This is a genomic window from Providencia xihuensis (genome assembly GCF_041953405.1).
GTDB classification, from domain to species: Bacteria; Pseudomonadota; Gammaproteobacteria; order Enterobacterales; family Enterobacteriaceae; genus Providencia; species Providencia vermicola.
Genome location: NZ_CP169565.1, coordinates 3,385,496 through 3,403,294, shown reverse-complemented (window position 1 = coordinate 3,403,294; position 17,799 = coordinate 3,385,496). Strand labels below are relative to the sequence as shown.

Here is a 17,799-nt window from a genome sequence, read left to right as displayed (position 1 = left end):
TAATTTATTCTGGAGGAAACAATGCGTTTTTTAATTAATTCATTTTTGATTTTATTTGCTCTATTTTCGAGCAGTTTACAGGCTGCTGATACGGGGTGGCTGCAACCTGCAAAAACTGGGTGGATGAGTGATAACACCCCAATGCATGCACAAGTGCGTTTGCTGAGTTCGACTCAACAGGACGATGGCAAAATTGATATTTTGCTGGATGTGAAACTCGATGATGGTTGGAAGACCTATTGGCGCTCACCGGGAGAAGGGGGCGTCGCACCTGAAATCGTTTGGTCAACACCCGTCGATACAATAGATTGGCAATGGCCCGCACCTGGGCGTTTTGATGTGGCTGGGGTGTCAACTCAAGGCTATATGGGCGATATTATTTTCCCCATTACAGTCTCTAGCAAAGACAAACTCGATAAATTAACAGGTGTTTTAACGTTATCGACCTGTAGCAATGTCTGTATTTTAACTGATTATCCTTTTGAGCTTGATTTAACGGAGCCAGCCCCCGCTGATTTTACGTGGGCTTTTAACCAAGCCAAAGGGGCGGTGCCACCAACGAGTGGTTTGGTTGAGCAAGCAAAAGCGGGTTTTGCCAATGAAAAATTGGTTATTGAGCTGCAAAAAAATTCAGGTAGTGCATGGATTAAACCAAATATTTTCACTGATGTAGTCGATGGCGCTGTTTTAGGGGTGCCAGTGATTAAAACATCAGGGAATAGCCTTACCGCAATCATTGATGTAAGTGATGATTGGGGGGAGGAATCACCAAACTTAACAGGAAAAACCGTATCATTTGTGGTCACTGATGGTGACATTTCCCAGCAAATTAGCAGTGAAGTGACGCCATTTACTGGCACAATTAGCCCAAATGGAGCGGGAAGCGCAATTTCGTTGTGGCAAGTGGTCTTGTTCGCTGTCGTTGGCGGACTAATTCTTAATTTGATGCCATGCGTTCTTCCTGTGCTTGCAATGAAACTCGGCTCCGTATTGATGGTGCCACAGGGTGAACAAAAAACCATTCGTCGTCAATTTTTACTCTCTTCCTCTGGGATCTTAGTTTCTTTCTGGTTACTCGCTCTGTTGATGACGCTGTTACGTGTTGGCCAGCAAGCAGTTGGTTGGGGAATTCAATTCCAAAACCCGTGGTTTATTGGTTTTATGGTTCTAGTTACCGCATTGTTTACAGCAAATTTATTCGGTTTATTCGAAATTAACCTTGGCAGTAAAGCGAATACACGCCTCGCGACAGCGGGGGGACAGGGGAATAGTGGGCATTTCTGGCAAGGCGTATTTGCAACGTTATTAGCCACTCCGTGTTCTGCACCATTTTTGGGCACCGCTGTAGCCTTTGCGCTCGCCGCGCCAATGAGTGAGTTATGGTTAATTTTCACTGCATTAGGTATTGGAATGAGTTTACCTTGGTTACTGATTGCCGCTTTCCCTGCTATTGCAAAATTACTTCCGAAACCTGGCACATGGATGCTGAAATTACGCGCGGTGCTTGGCTTGATGATGTTAGTGTCTAGCCTTTGGTTAATTAGCTTATTAATTCCTCATTTTGGTGCAACCTACTCCACCGCGATTGCCATGATATTCTTAGTCTTGCTGGTGGTCTTTATTGCTATCAAAAAAGGGATAAAAGCGGCTATTTTCCCCTTAGTATTATTTACATTGTTTGCGGGCACTTTTGTTTGGATGACCCAAGGACAGCAGGCAGGAAGTCGCTCATTAGTCAAAGATACAGTGAATTGGCAACCTTTAACTGAGCAGGCAATTACCGATGCCCTAGCACAAAACAAGCGCGTTTTTATTGATGTAACGGCAGAGTGGTGTGTTACCTGCAAGGCAAATAAATACAATGTACTATTAAGAGATGATATTCAGCAGCTATTAGGTGAGCCAGATGTTGTCGCATTACGTGGAGATTGGACCAAACCGTCTCCTGAAATTACTGCGTTCTTGCAAAAACGTGGGCAAGTCGCAGTTCCTTTTAATCAGATTTATGGCCCTAACTTGGCCGGCGGCGAGGTGCTGTCAACAATACTTGACCGTGAATCGTTAATCTCAGTTATGAATCAGGCCAAAGGAGCCACAAAATGAAAAAAACAATTTTAGCTGTTCTATTTTCATCTCTCATGATGGGGGCAACAGCTCAAGCCGCCCCATTAACGGCAGACCAAGAAGCGCAAGTGCGTAAATTGGTACGTGATACGTTAGTTGAAAACCCAGAAATTTTGGAAGAAGCTATTGTTGCGCTGCAAGCGAAGCAAGGTGAAAAACAACAAGCGCAGATGAAAGAAACGCTAAAAGCCGAGCACAATGCCTTATTTAACGACCCAACAAGCCCGCGCATAGGTAAAAAAGATGCCAAGTTGGTGTTAGTTAACTTTACCGATTTTAACTGCCCATATTGCAAACGTTTTGACCCACAACTGATGGATATCGTGAAAAAATACCCAGATGACGTTGCAGTGGTGATCAAGTATTTACCATTTAAAGGCCAAACATCGTTAGATTCAGCACAATTAACCATGACACTCTGGCAAGAAGACCCGAAAGCATTTGAAGCATTGCATCATAAATTTATGCAAAAGCAAGGCATGCTGTCAGATGCAAATATCAAAGATGCGCTCAAAGCAACGGGTAACGACAAGCTTAAAGCGAGTGAGAAAAGCCGTGAAGGCATTCGTACAAATATGATGTTAGCAGAAAAACTTGGGGTAAACGGAACGCCTGCAACGCTGGTGGGTGATGAGATGATCCCAGGGGCTATCGATGCACAGCAGTTTGAAGCGGTGGTGAAGGAGCAGCTAGCTAAGCTCAAATAATATCCTCGTTATCCTCGTCATACTTCGCGCTGTGGCGTTGTTGGTTATCCTCGTCATACTTCGTGTTATGGCGTTGTTGGCTGCTCTCGACTACGTGGGTCACATACTTATGTATGCTCCCCACGATAGTCTCGTTTGCCGCCTAGCCTCAACACCAATTATTTAGAGGATAAATTATCTCGTCATACTTCGTGTTATGGCGTTGTTGGCTGCTCTCGACTACGTGGGTCACATACTTGTGTATGCTCCCCACGATAGTCTCGTTTGCCGCCTAGCCATAACGCGAATTATTTAGAGTATAAAAACCAAGCATTTTAAATAGCAAGGCATTCATTTCAATTGAATGTTTTGGTTTCTTACATTCTAGATTTGTACTATTTGATAACAAATAGGTTAATAACCTTATGAATAAACTGAAAAAGTGGTCTAAAGAAATTATTGTTTTGGCGATTATTTTATTTATTGCTTTTACCGTCATGGACTTGTGGCGCAAACCACAAGCGCTTGCACCTGTGCTATTGGAGCAACACACTTTGGTTAATGGTGAGACCGTTTCATTGGCTGAACTAAGCAAGGAAAAACCCATATTGGTTTATTTCTGGGCAACATGGTGTGGGGTATGCAATTTAACATCGCCAACGGTATCCGATTTAAGTCAATCAGGTATGCCAATTATCTCGGTTGCAATACGTTCGGGTGAAACACCGCGTTTAATAAAAGGAATGGAAAGCAAGGACTTAACGTTTCCTGTGATCAACGACATTAGCGGGCAGCTTTCCAATGCAGTGGGGGTTAGTGCAACACCAACATTTATGGTGATTGATAACGGTGAATTAGTCAGTTTTACTTCGGGCTGGACCAGTTCTTACGGCTTAAAAATGCGCATGTGGTTGGCCTCATTTTAGTATCTTCATTGTCCCCTTTGGGTTAAAAAAGGGGACTTTTCCGTCTATAAGTTTAATTTATCGTTGTGGTAAACTCATCTGACATGTAAATAATAAAATGGGTGGATGGGATGGTTGTGTTCAAAAAAGTGGTTGGGTTATTGCTAGGTGCGGTATTAATTGCGGGATGTTCCCCCGATGCCGAAGAGAAAAAGCCCGTTGAACAAACATCAGGAACGACTGCAAATTCAGAATTAAAACAGCGTTATGATGAAATCAAAGCCAATTCAACGGAAGAGAAAATTAATGCGTTTAATGCCAAAGGAGACGATGACCCGACGTTATTACGAGAGGTTTTCTTGACCGAAATGGCAAAAGCATTACCGATGTTGATTGACGACGTCACATTATTGACGGAAGTTACGGCAAACCAAAATGGTATGCTGTTTTATCAGTACACAATCAAGGGGATCCCTGATAATGTTCTGGAAGGAAAGAACTGGCAGCAAAATATGCGTGAAATCTTAGATAAAAACTATTGTGGTAAAGACGTTGGCATGAAAATGCTGCATGAAATGTTCCCTGAAGGGATCACACACAATTACCATAAATCAGATAAATTGGTTTTCACCTACATTGTGACGCCAGCTATTTGCCACTAATCTCTTTTATAGTGCCTGATAAGCATTTTTATCAGGCATATCAATAGCTAAAACTCTAAATTGCGAATAAAACGGTAATCGGCTGATTGGGGCTTTAAACGGTATAAATTAGCGGGTCGGCCGCGCTCATGGCGCTTTTTCCCTGTATCAATCAATAAATCTGCTTGTTCTAGGCGACGTCTAAAAGACTTATTTTGCAATGGCTTACCAATCAAGACTTCATGCACATGTTGCAATTCTGCTAAGGTGAATTCATCGGGAAGGGCAAATCCTGGCACAATGGAATACAGTGATTTTTGTGTTAAGCGTGCTCTGGCTTGTTGGTAAAGTTCTAGATGATCAAAAGCGAGAGAAAGATGCTCAATCTCATCAATCGCCACCCATTTGACGGAGTCCACCGTTTCAATATGCGCGTTGCAGGCTTGATAAGCGATCAGCGCGGTATAGCACACTGTTACAGACCAACCACGCGGATCGCGTTGGTGGTTGCCGACTGTACAAAGTTGCTCAATATAAGGGGGGATCACGCCTGTTTTTTCGTTTAGTTTGCGCAAAACCGTCTCTTCTAACGTTTGATCACTTTGCTCATCAATAAATCCCCCGGGTAAGCCCCATTTCCCTTTTTCGGGGAAACTTGCTCGTTCAACCAGTAATACCTTCAACGTGTTTTCATGGTAAGTAAACAAAACGGCATCGACAGTGAGTAAAGGTGATAAGTAATCTTTTCTGTCATAGCTAGCGAGAAACTCTTTTTCATTCATATTGTTACCACTCAACGTTAAAGATGAAGTATAGGGCTAAATCATACACGCAAAAACAATTATTGTCATTAAGACATTTAATACTTGACTTGTTTGTGTCTATAGGACAATAATTAATTAAGGTCATAAAGACATTAATGAGGGTTCCACTATGATTAACTTTAAATATTTCAAAGCAGACTCATCCACTTTTGTTATTCAATCAGTGAATGGAAAGGTACGTAAGCAAGGCAAAGGGATCAGTTTTTGGTATAACGCAGACAAAACATCGATAGCCGCTTTGCCTCTCAATGCTCAAGAGGCGCCGTTTATTTTTAATCTGCAAACGGCTGATTTTCAAAGCTTACGAGTACAGGGGCAAATTTCATTTCAAGTCAAAGAGCCTGAAAAAACGGCCGATGTATTAAATTTTAACTTAACTAAAGATGGGAAAGGCTATTCATCTGAAGATCCGTTAAAGATGAGCGACAGGGTAGTACGAGCAGCACAAACAGTGATCCAAGCAAAAATCCAAAGTACATCATTACGTGATGCACTATTAATTAGCCGTTCATTAGTCACGTTGGTTTCCCAGCAGTTAACTGAGCAGTCGGTTATCAATTCATTAGGAATAGACATTCTTGAGGTCTCTATTGCAGCGATTACACCATCGCCAGAAACCTTGAAAGCACTTGAAGCGCAGGCGAGGGAGTCTATTTTAAAAGAGGCGGATGATGCTATTTACGCAAGGCGCAAATTCTCCGTTGAACAAGAACGCACTATCAAGGAAGCTGAATTAGAAACCGATCTTTCTGTTCAAGCAAAGGAGCAGCAAATCGAAGAAGCTCGGTTAGACAATGAACGTAAATTATTACGTGAGCGGGCTGAAATTGAACAAGAGGAACTGACCGCACAAGTGAATGCTGAAGAGAAACGCCAAGAATTGGTGGCACTTAGTGTCGGGAACCAGCGTATTCAATCCGATGCGGATGCTTATTCCATTGAATCAAAAATGAAAGCTTATAGCCAATTACCCGTGGAGAACTTAAAAGCGTTAGCCCTTGCCAAAATGGGCCCTGAACAGTTGATGGCGATGGCGTTTGAATCACTGGCTCAAAATGCAGGGAAAATAGGTGAGCTCAATATCTCCCCTGATTTATTCGGTCAATTAATGAAAAAGGGGGCTAAATAATGAAAGTAATTGATGATGCACGTTTTGTTTTGGTTATGCGTAAGACACGCTTACAAGAACTCATTGAACGTTTTAATACATGGCCGCAAGCGAAATTCTATTTAGAACATAACCATGTTGAAGTTGATGATTATCTGCTTGAACATGATTTATACCAGCGACAATTAGTTCAAGCAGAATCAGTACTGAAATCACTAGGTCGATTTCAATTACTAGAAAGAAAATTATTGCCCAGTTATCAATTTTCCAAACAGGATATTGTGGTGGTGATTGGGCAAGATGGCTTGGTCGCGAATACGTTAAAATACTTGCAGGGGCAGCCTGTGATTGCTATCAATCCAGATCCAAAACGCTGGGATGGTAAGTTATTACCTTTTGAAATAGACCAATTAAAGGAGGTCGTGACTCAAACATTAAAAGGGAAAATGGCGCAAAAGTCGGTCACTTTTGCTGAGGCGATAACGAATGATGGGCAGTCTTTATTGGCGGTAAATGACTTATTTATTGGCCCGAAAAGCCATACATCAGCGCGGTATCTCCTTAACTGGCAAGGTGAACAAGAGTTTCAGTCGTCCTCAGGGATCATTATTTCGACAGGACTAGGGTCTACAGGGTGGTTTCAATCTATTTTAGCGGGGGCTCAGGCTATAACAGGCACGAAAAACCATCCACTTGCGAGTGGATTTGCATGGGGAGATAATAAGTTACAGTTTAGCGTGAGAGAGCCATTTCTCAGTAAAACAACGGGTATAAAGTGGGTGTTTGGAACGATAGAACCTAATAGCCCGTTAGCATTGGAGTCTTTAATGCCTGATAACGGCGTGATTTTTTCAGATGGGATTGAAGAGGATTTTTTGCAATTTAACGCAGGATGTATTGTAACAGTGGGAATTGCTGATATACAGGGGCAACTCATTGCTTAGTTTAATATCACTAGCCTCAATAGACGTTTATTGACTATTGAGGCCAGTTAATAACTCAGTGCTTACGGCGTCGGTTCATTGCAAAACCAAGCACACCAAAGACCACGACAGTTCCCCACATTGGGTAGTTGCTCCAGCGTGCATAAGGGGTTAACCCTGTGGTTGGTGTCACTTCTGTAGCAAGCGTGGCAGTTTTGAATTGTGGAAGCATATCTTGAATAGAACCATCCGCACTGATCACTGCTGTGATACCGTTATTGGTTGAGCGTAATAGTGGGCGACCTAGCTCCAAGGAACGCATCCGCGCCATTTGGAAGTGCTGCCAAGGGCCTATGGATTTTCCAAACCATGCATCATTTGAAACGGTAAGTAAGTAGTCGCTATCTGGTTTAAAGTTATCCCTGACCTGCGTACCTAAAATAATCTCATAACAAATAGCTGCGGTCAGATGAATATTGCCAACCGCTAATTGCGCTTGTTCGTAATCACCACGGCTAAAACCCGACATTGGCAAATTAAAGAAAGGGGCGATAGGGCGCAGCAAATCTTCTAAAGGTACATATTCACCAAATGGTACTAAATGGTGTTTGTTATATCGGTTTTTAGACGGGTATAAATACGGTTTTTTATCCCCTAATACAATGATTGTATTATAGAAAGTATATTCACCATCTATTGGCCTTGCATCCACAATCCCTGTAATTAACTGAGTATTTGACTCCGCTAATAATTGGTCGAGAGATTTAAGCCAGGTCTGGTTATCGAGCTCAACGGAAGGCACTGCTGATTCAGGCCAAATAATCAAAGAGGCTTTACCGATATACGGTCGAGAGAGCTCCATGTAGGTGTCTTTGGTTTTTTGTAAAAAGCTGGCTTCCCACTTCATTGATTGAGGAATATTGCCTTGAACCAGTGCCACTTCCATTTTTTTGCCATCAAGGGGGGTGAACCACTGCACATTTTTGGCAATTAATGGGGCAAAAATCAAAACAACTGCAACTGTGAGCGCAACAAAGCTGCGGCGCAAGATAGCGAGTACTAACAGGCCACTGATGCTAAATAATAGCAATGTAACCATTTCCACCCCAAATACAGGGGCGAGTGCTTTCATCGGCCCATCAATTTGGCTATAACCAAATTGCAGCCATGGGAAGCCTGTTAACACCCAACCACGCAGAAATTCGGTGACTTGCCAGAGGGCGGGAGCGGCAAAAACCAAACGCCAAATATTGGCTTTAGGCGCAAATTTAGCCAATAACCCACCAAATAGCCCTGTATACAGCGAAAGGTAAGCGGCTAATAAAATCACAATAAAGACGTTGACTGGGCCTGGCATTCCGCCGAAATCAGCAATACTGACGTAAACCCAATTGACGCCACTGCCAAATAGGCCAAAGCCCCATGCAAAACCTATCGCAAAAGATTGTTTTGTATTACGTTCTAGGGTGAGTAGCTGGAGAAATAAAATTGAGAGTAGCGCAGCAGGCCAGATGTCAAAAGGCGAAAAAGCCAGTGTTCCACTGGCTCCGAATAATAAAGCCAGCAGTAACCGCAACCACTGGCTTTGATACATAGATGTTGAGTTCATTAAGTCTGTTCTTCTTCCAAAGTAGGAACTGGCGCATCGTCTGGAATTTTCACGTGAAGCAGAAGAATTCGACGACTGTCTGCCATAGCAACTTTAAACTGATAATTATCTATTGTGATGGTTTCACCGCGGGAAGGCAAATGACCAAAGGCCTGCATGACTAACCCACCAACGGTATCTACTTCATCATCACTAAAATGGGTATTGAACGCCTCATTGAAATCTTCAATCTGCGTTAGTGCGCGGACAGAATAGGAATGACGACTCAATTGGCGAATATCGACATCATCTTGATCGTCGTATTCGTCTTCAATTTCACCCACAATCAACTCTAAAATATCTTCAATGGTCACAAGACCAGAAACACCACCAAATTCATCGATAACGATAGCCATATGGTAGCGTTGGGAACGGAACTCTTTGAGTAATCGGTCTACTCGTTTACTTTCAGGGACAACAACCGCTTGGCGTAAGACTTTATCGATACTAAAAGGCTCGGCATCTGTACGCATAAATGGCAGTAAATCTTTTGCCATCAACAGCCCTTCAATGTGGTCTTTGTCTTCGCTGATAACAGGGAAGCGTGAGTGAGCAGAGTCAATAATGACATCCAAGCACTCATCAAGCGTTTGGTTACGTTTTAAGGTAACAATTTGGGAACGCGGGATCATAATGTCGCGCACGCGCTGATCCGCGATATCCATAACCCCTTCAAGCATTTCACGGGTATCAGGATCGATTAAATCGTTTTGTTCAGAGTCGCGAATTAATTCGACTAAATCATCACGATTTTTAGGTTCACCATGGAAAAGGTGATTTAAAAGTGCAAAGAACCCTTTCTTAGGACCAGGGTTATCGCTACTCGAAGAGTTATCGTCGCTCATGGCGGTTAATTTTTTTTTCCTCAAAAAATACTCGTCATACTTCGAACTGCAGCGTTGTTGGCTGCACTTGGCTACCCGAATCACATACTTGTGTATGCTCATCGGGATAGCCTCGCTGACCGCCTAGCTGCAATCCGAATTATTTAGAGTATTGAATAGTCGTTACTCGTCATATATCGAACCGCAGCGTTGTTGGCTGCACTTGGCTACCCGAATCACATACTTGTGTATGCTCATCGGGATAGCCTCGCTGGCCGCCTAGCTGCAATCCGAATTATTTAGAGTATTGAATAGTCGTTACTCGTCATATATCGAACTGCAGCGTTGTTGGCTGCACTTGGCTACCTGAATCACATACTTGTGTATGCTCATACAAAAAAGTTAGCAGGTAAAGTACTTAGAGCGTTAGTTAGTTAATAAAAACAGCTTACTTCATTCTTTTTTAGCATAAAACCGGTGGTTTATCTGCAAAATTACCATCAGTTTTTTGTAAAATAATGCATTCTTCGTAAAAGATGCCTAAAAAATTATAGTTAGGTCACTCTTTTTCTGCAAGATAGGGGTCTTCATAACCCAATTCAGCCAAAATTTCGGTTTCTAAACCTTCCATTTCTTCAGCTTCATCATCTTCAATATGGTCATAACCTAACAGATGCAAGCAGCCGTGAACCACCATATGCGCCCAATGTTCTTCGGCACTTTTTTGTTGTTCAATAGCTTCTTGTTCAACTACTTGGCGACAAATAATTAAATCGCCGAGCAGAGGAAGCTCAATTTCAGGTGGTGCTTCAAAAGGAAAAGATAACACATTAGTGGGTTTATCTTTTCCTCGATAAGTGAGGTTGAGATGATGACTTTCCGCTTCATCGACAACACGGATAGTGACTTCGCTTTGAGCTTGGAATTTTGGTAACACAGCGGCTAACCAGCGCTCGAATAGTGCTTCAGAAGGTAAACCTTCAGGGTTTTCACACGCAATTTGTAAATCGAGAATGATGTCACTCATTTATTGGTTTTCCTGCTTTTCCAGCTCTTTTTGCTGTTCTTTTTCTTCACGTAACTGTTGACGGCGCTTGTTATCTTGTTCTTCCCACGCTTCGTAGGCCATAACAACTTTGGCAACGACAGGGTGGCGAACTACGTCTTCACTGTGGAAGAAATTAAAGCTTAAATCATCCACGCCAGAGAGCACTTCAATGGCATGGCGTAGACCTGATTTACTGCCGCGCGGTAAGTCGACTTGGGTGATATCACCAGTCACAACCGCTTTGGAGTTAAACCCAATCCGCGTCAAAAACATTTTCATCTGCTCGATGGTGGTGTTTTGACTTTCATCTAAAATAATAAATGCATCATTTAAAGTACGACCACGCATGTATGCCAGCGGGGCAACTTCAATCACGTTGCGCTCAATCAGTTTTTCAACCTTTTCAAAGCCTAACATCTCAAATAGCGCATCATAAAGCGGACGTAAATATGGGTCGACTTTCTGGCTTAAATCCCCAGGTAAGAAGCCCAGTTTTTCACCAGCTTCAACGGCAGGGCGCGTAAGCAAAATGCGGCGAACTTCTTGGCGTTCTAAGGCATCGACCGCAGCAGCTACCGCTAAATAGGTTTTCCCCGTTCCTGCAGGGCCAATACCGAAGGTAATATCATGGTCCAAAATATTGGCAATATATTGCGCTTGGTTTGGTGTGCGAGGCTTTATCACGCCACGTTTGGTTTTGATATTCACCGCTTTGCCGTAGTCTGGAACGCTTTCGGCGGATTGCTCTAAAATGCGGCTATCCAAAATGGCCAAGTGAATATTTTCAGGGTCGATATCAGGAATAACACCGCGCACAGGCGCGGTATCGACATACAGTTGACGCAAAATTTTGCTCGCCGCTTGTACATTAAGTGGCTTACCCGATAACTTAAAGCGGTTATCACGGCGGTTAATTTCGATAGCAAGGCGGCGTTCTAGCTGCTTGATATTATCGTCAAATGGCCCGCAGAGGCTCATTAAACGTTGATTATCTGCGGGTTCTAGAAAGATTTCTTGTGTTGCGATTTGCAAATTTTTTGTCTCGGTCACTGAATATCCTATGGTTGTGGCTTAGGGCTGGAAACTGCCAACACCTAGCTCATCTTCTTTACGGGTGCGTGCAATAACAGATTCTGGTGATTCGTGAACGCGAAGGCCCATTTGATCTTCTGTACGAATAACTTTACCGCGTAATGAGTTGGTATAGACGTCTACAATCTCAACATCCACAAACTTACCGATCATATCTGGCGTGCCTTCAAAGTTCACAACACGGTTATTTTCAGTACGACCAGAAAGCTCCATAACATTTTTACGGGATGTTCCTTCAACTAAGATACGTTGAACGGTACCCACCATTTGGCGGCTGAAGCTCAATGCTTGCTGATTAATGCGCTGCTGTAATAAGTATAGACGTTGTTTTTTCTCTTCTTCAGTGACATCGTCAGGGAGATCTGCTGCTGGCGTACCAGGACGCGCGGAATAGACAAAGCTGTAGCTCATGTCAAAATTCACGTCAGCAATCAGTTTCATCGTTCTTTCGAAGTCATCAGTCGTTTCACCTGGGAAACCAACAATAAAGTCAGAGCTGATAAGAATACCAGGACGCGCTTCGCGCAGTTTGCGAATAATGGCTTTGTATTCCAGTGCAGTATGAGCACGTTTCATCATGGTGAGAACGCGGTCAGAACCACTTTGCACAGGTAGGTGTAAGAAACTGACTAATTCAGGCGTATCACGGTAAACTTCGATGATATCGTCAGTAAATTCAATTGGGTGGCTAGTGGTAAAGCGAACACGGTCGATACCGTCAATAGCCGCGACTAAGCGCAGTAATTCTGCGAATGAGCAAATTTCGCCATCAAAGGTTTCACCGCGGTAAGCGTTAACGTTCTGACCTAATAAGTTGACTTCACGTACGCCTTGCGCAGCTAATTGTGCGATTTCGAATAAAATATCGTCACAAGGGCGGCTAACTTCTTCACCACGGGTATAAGGTACTACGCAGAAAGTACAGTATTTATTACAGCCTTCCATAATAGAAACGAATGCCGTTGGGCCTTCAGCGCGTGGCTCAGGCAAACGGTCAAACTTCTCAATTTCAGGGAAGCTGATGTCAATAACTGGGCTGCGTGTCCCTTGCACTTGGTTTATCATCTCTGGAAGACGGTGCAATGTTTGTGGGCCAAAGACAATATCAACACTCGGCGCACGTTGGCGGATAAAATCCCCTTCTTGGGATGCAACACAGCCACCGACACCAATAATGATGTCAGGGTTTTTATCTTTAAAAAACTTCCAACGACCAAGCTGATGGAAGACTTTTTCTTGGGCTTTTTCCCGAATTGAGCAGGTATTGAGCAGGAGTAAATCTGCTTCTTCAGCAACTTCAGTTAGTTGATAACCGTGGGTACTTTCTAATAAAGAGACCATTTTGGATGAGTCATACTCATTCATTTGGCAGCCCCACGTTTTAATGTATAACTTTTTATTCGTCGACATGTCGTATATCCGGTGTTTTCGAAGCGGCTAGTGTAATGGACCCCGAAACGCGTTGTAAATCCAAAGTCCTACCCTCTTTTGGGAACTCGTTTGCATTTTGATTAAGAACATCATTGTATGATGGGATAAATGCAAAGATAGCAAGAAATAATATCACTTCACGAAATTTAAGGGCAGGCAATTTGCCTATTGTTTTAAAAATTAGGACGTATTGTATTCATTTGGGGCTTCAGTGACTAGAGTTCAAGTGGAGATATTGTCTGCGAGGGTAATAAATTTTCGGTACAATACGGCAATCAATTCATAAATAGTGGCCAATGTAATGAATAAACAAATCGAATCTTATGATGTTGTCGTGGTAGGTGCGGGAATGACAGGCGCAGCGGCGGCATTGGGCTTTGCCCAAGAAGGGATGAAGGTGGCTTTGCTTGAGAAGGCACAACCTGCACCATTTGAGCCACACAGTACCCCAGATGTTCGCATTTCGGCAATTAGCCGCGCTTCAGTCGAATTATTAAAGCAACTCGGTGCATGGCAGCATGTAGAAGTCATGCGCAGTGTGCCTTATCGCCAATTAGAAACATGGGAAGAACCCGATAGCAATGTGGTGTTTGATGCCCAAAGCCTTGGTTTGCCAGAGCTAGGTTTTATGGTTGAAAACCGAGTCTTGCAGCTTGCTTTATGGCAAGAGTGCCAACAATACAGTAATTTAGAACTTGTTTGCCCCGCAAAGCTGGTGAATTTATACCAACCCAAAAACCAAAAAGCGTGGCGATTAGAACTCGATGATAACCGTCTGTTAGAAGCAAAATTAGTTGTGGGCGCAGATGGCGCAAATTCCCAAGTGCGTAAAATGGCAGGGATTGGCAGCCGCGGTTGGCAATATCGCCAAGCTTGTATGTTGATTACCATTCAAACAGAACAACCTCAACAAGACAAAACGTGGCAGCAATTTTTCCCATCAGGCCCGAGGGCATTTTTACCGTTATACAATAATTGGGCCTCATTGGTCTGGTATGACAGCCCAGCAAAGATTAGACGTTTGCAAAGTATGTCCATGGAACAACTCACTGGTGCGATTTCGGAAGCGTTCCCTGAGCGTTTGGGCAAGGTGACCGCAATTGCATCAGGGGCATTCCCCTTAACACGTCACCATGCTAACCGTTATGTTATTGATGGTTTAGCATTGATTGGCGATGCAGCGCACACAATCAACCCTTTAGCTGGGCAAGGGGTTAATTTAGGCTATCGTGATGTAGAGAGTTTGCTGAATGTGGTGAGTTACGCACGTGAATATTTGCAACCTTGGTATTCTGTTGATGTCTTAAAGCGCTATCAGCGTCGCCGTTTGCCTGATAATTTGGTCATGCAAGCAGGAATGGATGTGTTCTATATGGCGTTTAGCGAGAATCTTCCAGGTTTAAAAATGTTGAGAAACCTAGGGTTGATGGCGGCTCAAAGAGCTGGGGAAGCGAAAAAACTTGCCCTGAAATATGCATTAGGGCTGTAAATGATAAGTGCTTTCATGTTCAGTGAAATATTTCACTCTAAACACCCTAATACTTTAGGGTGAGATAATGTTTGAATGATAAACAAGGTTATTTTGTTTTTTGGATATCAAAAAAGGCTTTTGATTTTAATAAGTATTCTTCCCCTTTGGAAATAACAAAAGTCTCTTGAGATGTAATTACGGTGCTCTTATAACCCGCAGAGGAGTTTATTTTGATGGTTTGATTTTTTTTATTTACATCGGAAATGTATATTTCAGGAGACCAATGACCGTCTTTTAAGTATATGGCAATATTATCAGATAAGGCTAAGGCTTCATTGAGCATGTTTTGAGTGATAATTTCTGTATTCTCAAATGATACTTCGTGATATTCAATATTAGTTTCGAGATCGATTATTTTTTTGCGAAGTGAATTAATATTATTCCAAGTCTCAGGGCTGTAGTTTTTCTCGAGCCCATAAGATTCTTGTGGTCTATAGGTCGCATCACCACTTGGTATATCATTATGATATTTTTTATTCATTAATGAATTTGCTTCTGCTAATAAACGAGGTTTGTCCTCATCATCATTGTTTTTCAGTTTTTTTGCGAGAACAGATAGTGTGGGTAAATGGATTGCATGGCCATATTCAGGCAGTTGAGTATTATGATAGAAGTTCCATGCTTCAAAGATAAGTTTATCATCACTGACTTTTAATAAATAACCTGTTCCTGATGTGGTGACGCCGTTTTCACCTTTAGTAAGGCTTGGGATCTCAATGAGTGTTCCAAAAGGTCGCTGAATGAACTCAATTGTCCCAAAGCCATTGTGAATGTGTCCGCTCAGTAAAATAATTTGGGGATAATCTAAAAAAATCTGTTTTAATTCTTCATCTTGGTTTCCAAAACCACCAAATAAGCCTGCTCGCCAATGTGTTGAGTTAAAGGCTTGATGAGTGAGTACAAAGATAGGTTTATCCGCTACTGCGCCCTCAGGTAATTTTTCTTTTAACCATGCGAGCGAATTAGCGTTCAGCTCCATTTCATCCTTTAGGCCAACATCAGTGTTTAAGCATAAAAAGTGATAGCCTCCGATCCATGCATCTATGCACATCGTACCTTCGTAGCGTGATACGCGGCAATTATCAAGATAGTCGTGATATATCTCAATAAGGTCTGGATCCAATGAACCGTCAGAAGCTGCTCCAGTTCTAACATCATGATTTCCAAGCATGAGTAATAGATTTTGATGGTATTTCGTTGGGAAATTATTCTGGAAGGTTTGCAATGCCTCTTTTCTATTGGCGTGATAGTCACCAATATCTCCCGCCATGAGCAGAGCAGTCGCCCCACAGTTTGCAATATTAATAATTGATTGTGCTAAGACTGTTTTATCTTCGGCCGAGTTTTGATGGATGTCACTAATAATACCTATAATCACAGAATATATCCTTTATATAATTTATACGTATTACTAATTAACTGTTTATTTAAAATAACTCAATTTCACCTTTTATTAGTTTTAAATAATATAAATTTAAATTGTGATTTATCAGGCTTGAATCTTGTGTATCGTTTTAAAAAAGTTGTAGAAGTGAGAGATAAAAAACCTCTCATGATTGAGAGGTTTTTTTGGATAGCTATCAAGTTTTATCAGAATAAATGCTCGATCCTATTTAGGATTTCCAAGATCAACCGCGATTTTTTCTTTGGTATTAATGCTGTCATCTTCAGTAATCACTGAATCTAACGTTTCATTTTTTGCTGAGAATGCATGAGCCAGTTTCTCGGTATCTAGCTCTTTTTCCCAACGTGCAACCACGATACATGCGCATGCATTACCGACTAAGTTGGTTAATGCTCGGCACTCTGACATAAAGCGGTCAATACCAAGAATTAAGGCCATACCAGCAACTGGAATACTTGGTACAACCATCAGTGTTGCGGCTAAGGTAATGAACCCTGCACCTGTTACCCCCGCTGCACCTTTTGAGCTGATCATGGCAACGAGCAACAAGGAGATTTGTTCCCAAATCGTGAGCTCGATATTGGTAGCTTGTGCGATAAACAAAGCCGCCATGGTCATATAGATGTTGGTACCGTCAAGATTAAATGAGTAACCTGTTGGGATCACTAAACCCACAACGGATTTTTCACACCCTGCATGCTCCATTTTTCTCATTAAGCTTGGCAGTGCTGCTTCAGAAGAAGAGGTACCTAAAACTAACCAAAGTTCGTCTTTGATGTATTTAATCAACTCAATGATTGAGAAACCGTTATATTTTGCAACAGCCCCTAATACCAGTAATACAAAGAGTAAAGAGGTGATGTAGAACGTCATTATCAGCATCATTAAGTTGCCAATAGATGAGATCCCATATTTCCCAATGGTAAATGCCATTGCACCGAATGCCCCGATTGGTGCGAGTTTCATTAGCATCGCAACCATTTTGAACACAGGTTCAGAGAAGTTTTGCAGTAACTTAACAATTGGCTCCCCGTGCTTGCCTGTTGCTGCTAATGCTAATCCGAAAATAACGGCAATAAACAGAACCTGAAGAATGTTACCGTTTACCAGCGGACTAATCACGGTATCAGGAATGATGTTCATCAAGAAGCCAACAATTGATGACTCGTGTGCTTTGGCAACGTAACCTGCTACTTTTGTGCTATCGAGGGTTGCTGGGTCAATATTTAAGCCATCACCTGGGCGAATGACGTTCGCAACGATGAGACCAATAATGAGTGCGACAGTAGAGAAGGTAATGAAGTAGAGCATTGATTTACCCGCAACGCTACCCACAGCCTTCATGTTTGACATGCCTGAGATACCTGTTACCACTGTTAAGAAGATAACTGGCGCGATGATCATTTTAACGATTTTGATGAATGCATCACCAAGCGGTTTTAGTGACTCTCCAATGTCTGGGAAAAAGTGGCCTAGCGCAATACCTAAGGCGATGGCTACGATGACCTGAACATATAAGATTTTATATATTGGTTGCTTTATCATGTTTCGCATAAATTTTCTCTGTAAAAATGTTGCGTTTTGGCAATTTATAATTATTAGGTTTAAA

General features: G+C 42.3%; 15 protein-coding genes. 7 read left to right on the top strand and 8 right to left on the bottom strand.

What is annotated here, in order from left to right:
* Window positions 1-21: 21 nt before the first annotated feature.
* The 4 genes from ACE2AL_RS15320 (at window position 22) to ACE2AL_RS15305 (ending at window position 4,377) form a co-directional block, all read left to right on the top strand.
* On the top strand, window positions 22-2,103 hold the full coding sequence (locus ACE2AL_RS15320; RefSeq protein WP_349416012.1) for a protein-disulfide reductase DsbD domain-containing protein: 2,082 nt from the start codon (window positions 22-24) through the stop codon (window positions 2,101-2,103).
* Window positions 2,100-2,831, top strand: coding sequence for a DsbA family protein (locus ACE2AL_RS15315; protein ID WP_375083660.1), 732 nt, complete (start codon window positions 2,100-2,102; stop codon window positions 2,829-2,831). Before ACE2AL_RS15320 ends, ACE2AL_RS15315 begins: the two co-directional genes overlap by 4 nt.
* A 404-nt stretch (window positions 2,832-3,235) precedes the next feature.
* The gene (locus tag ACE2AL_RS15310) at window positions 3,236-3,736 is read left to right on the top strand and encodes a protein disulfide oxidoreductase (protein WP_206085273.1); all 501 of its coding nucleotides are present in this window, start codon (window positions 3,236-3,238) and stop codon (window positions 3,734-3,736) included.
* 110 nt (window positions 3,737-3,846) lie between these two features.
* Window positions 3,847-4,377, top strand: a complete 531-nt coding sequence (locus ACE2AL_RS15305) for a protein K (RefSeq protein ID WP_206085274.1) — start codon at window positions 3,847-3,849, stop codon at window positions 4,375-4,377.
* Window positions 4,378-4,424: 47 nt separating this feature from the next.
* Here the strand turns inward: ACE2AL_RS15305 and ACE2AL_RS15300 are convergent, their stop codons facing one another.
* On the bottom strand, window positions 4,425-5,138 hold the full coding sequence (locus tag ACE2AL_RS15300) for an NUDIX domain-containing protein (RefSeq protein ID WP_206085275.1): 714 nt from the start codon (window positions 5,136-5,138) through the stop codon (window positions 4,425-4,427).
* A 151-nt stretch (window positions 5,139-5,289) separates the two neighbouring features.
* Between ACE2AL_RS15300 and ACE2AL_RS15295 the strand changes: the two genes are divergently transcribed.
* Together ACE2AL_RS15295 and ACE2AL_RS15290 are read left to right on the top strand one after the other, a co-directional pair.
* On the top strand, window positions 5,290-6,309 hold the full coding sequence (locus tag ACE2AL_RS15295; protein ID WP_375083659.1) for an SPFH domain-containing protein: 1,020 nt from the start codon (window positions 5,290-5,292) through the stop codon (window positions 6,307-6,309).
* Window positions 6,309-7,232 (top strand): sugar kinase, encoded by a 924-nt coding sequence (locus tag ACE2AL_RS15290; RefSeq protein WP_375083658.1) that lies wholly within the window; start codon window positions 6,309-6,311, stop codon window positions 7,230-7,232. Before ACE2AL_RS15295 ends, ACE2AL_RS15290 begins: the two co-directional genes overlap by 1 nt.
* Window positions 7,233-7,287: 55 nt before the next feature.
* Here the strand turns inward: ACE2AL_RS15290 and lnt are convergent, their stop codons facing one another.
* The 5 genes from lnt to miaB all read right to left on the bottom strand — a co-directional run bounded on the left by lnt (window position 7,288) and on the right by miaB (window position 13,233).
* The gene (gene lnt / locus ACE2AL_RS15285) at window positions 7,288-8,820 is read right to left on the bottom strand and encodes an apolipoprotein N-acyltransferase (protein WP_375083657.1); all 1,533 of its coding nucleotides are present in this window, start codon (window positions 8,818-8,820) and stop codon (window positions 7,288-7,290) included.
* The gene (corC, locus tag ACE2AL_RS15280; protein ID WP_206085473.1) at window positions 8,820-9,704 is read right to left on the bottom strand and encodes a CNNM family magnesium/cobalt transport protein CorC; all 885 of its coding nucleotides are present in this window, start codon (window positions 9,702-9,704) and stop codon (window positions 8,820-8,822) included. Before corC ends, lnt begins: the two co-directional genes overlap by 1 nt.
* A gap of 538 nt (window positions 9,705-10,242) precedes the next feature.
* On the bottom strand, window positions 10,243-10,710 hold the full coding sequence (gene ybeY / locus ACE2AL_RS15275; RefSeq protein WP_206085279.1) for an rRNA maturation RNase YbeY: 468 nt from the start codon (window positions 10,708-10,710) through the stop codon (window positions 10,243-10,245).
* Window positions 10,711-11,709 carry a PhoH family protein gene (locus tag ACE2AL_RS15270; RefSeq protein ID WP_371007839.1) on the bottom strand — a complete coding sequence of 333 codons (999 nt, stop codon included), beginning with the start codon at window positions 11,707-11,709 and terminating at the stop codon, window positions 10,711-10,713.
* A gap of 93 nt (window positions 11,710-11,802) precedes the next feature.
* Window positions 11,803-13,233, bottom strand: coding sequence for a tRNA (N6-isopentenyl adenosine(37)-C2)-methylthiotransferase MiaB (miaB, locus tag ACE2AL_RS15265; protein ID WP_206085280.1), 1,431 nt, complete (start codon window positions 13,231-13,233; stop codon window positions 11,803-11,805).
* Between the two features lie 322 nt (window positions 13,234-13,555).
* On the opposite strand from miaB, the gene ubiF reads away from it, so the two are divergent.
* Window positions 13,556-14,743 carry a 3-demethoxyubiquinol 3-hydroxylase gene (ubiF, locus tag ACE2AL_RS15260; RefSeq protein WP_206085281.1) on the top strand — a complete coding sequence of 396 codons (1,188 nt, stop codon included), beginning with the start codon at window positions 13,556-13,558 and terminating at the stop codon, window positions 14,741-14,743.
* A gap of 88 nt (window positions 14,744-14,831) precedes the next feature.
* On the opposite strand, the gene ACE2AL_RS15255 is transcribed toward ubiF, so the two are convergent.
* Both ACE2AL_RS15255 and ACE2AL_RS15250 read right to left on the bottom strand, forming a co-directional pair.
* Complete coding sequence (locus ACE2AL_RS15255; RefSeq protein ID WP_375083656.1) at window positions 14,832-16,163, bottom strand: metallophosphoesterase; 1,332 nt, start codon at window positions 16,161-16,163, stop codon at window positions 14,832-14,834.
* Window positions 16,164-16,394: 231 nt separating this feature from the next.
* Window positions 16,395-17,744, bottom strand: a complete 1,350-nt coding sequence (locus tag ACE2AL_RS15250) for a dicarboxylate/amino acid:cation symporter (protein WP_272516367.1) — start codon at window positions 17,742-17,744, stop codon at window positions 16,395-16,397.
* Window positions 17,745-17,799 lie beyond the last annotated feature (55 nt).

Excerpts from the sequence above, each read along its gene's own strand:
- ACE2AL_RS15320 (WP_349416012.1), top strand. The coding sequence starts at position 22 with ATGCGTTTTTTAATTAATTCATTTTTGATTTTATTTGCTCTATTTTCG.
- ACE2AL_RS15315 (WP_375083660.1), top strand. The coding sequence starts at position 2,100 with ATGAAAAAAACAATTTTAGCTGTTCTATTTTCATCTCTCATGATGGGG.
- ACE2AL_RS15310 (WP_206085273.1), top strand. The coding sequence starts at position 3,236 with ATGAATAAACTGAAAAAGTGGTCTAAAGAAATTATTGTTTTGGCGATT.
- ACE2AL_RS15305 (WP_206085274.1), top strand. The coding sequence starts at position 3,847 with ATGGTTGTGTTCAAAAAAGTGGTTGGGTTATTGCTAGGTGCGGTATTA.
- ACE2AL_RS15300 (WP_206085275.1), bottom strand. The coding sequence starts at position 5,138 with ATGAATGAAAAAGAGTTTCTCGCTAGCTATGACAGAAAAGATTACTTA.
- ACE2AL_RS15295 (WP_375083659.1), top strand. The coding sequence starts at position 5,290 with ATGATTAACTTTAAATATTTCAAAGCAGACTCATCCACTTTTGTTATT.
- ACE2AL_RS15290 (WP_375083658.1), top strand. The coding sequence starts at position 6,309 with ATGAAAGTAATTGATGATGCACGTTTTGTTTTGGTTATGCGTAAGACA.
- lnt (WP_375083657.1), bottom strand. The coding sequence starts at position 8,820 with ATGAACTCAACATCTATGTATCAAAGCCAGTGGTTGCGGTTACTGCTG.
- corC (WP_206085473.1), bottom strand. The coding sequence starts at position 9,704 with ATGAGCGACGATAACTCTTCGAGTAGCGATAACCCTGGTCCTAAGAAA.
- ybeY (WP_206085279.1), bottom strand. The coding sequence starts at position 10,710 with ATGAGTGACATCATTCTCGATTTACAAATTGCGTGTGAAAACCCTGAA.
- ACE2AL_RS15270 (WP_371007839.1), bottom strand. The coding sequence starts at position 11,709 with ATGAGCCTCTGCGGGCCATTTGACGATAATATCAAGCAGCTAGAACGC.
- miaB (WP_206085280.1), bottom strand. The coding sequence starts at position 13,233 with ATGTCGACGAATAAAAAGTTATACATTAAAACGTGGGGCTGCCAAATG.
- ubiF (WP_206085281.1), top strand. The coding sequence starts at position 13,556 with ATGAATAAACAAATCGAATCTTATGATGTTGTCGTGGTAGGTGCGGGA.
- ACE2AL_RS15250 (WP_272516367.1), bottom strand. The coding sequence starts at position 17,744 with ATGCGAAACATGATAAAGCAACCAATATATAAAATCTTATATGTTCAG.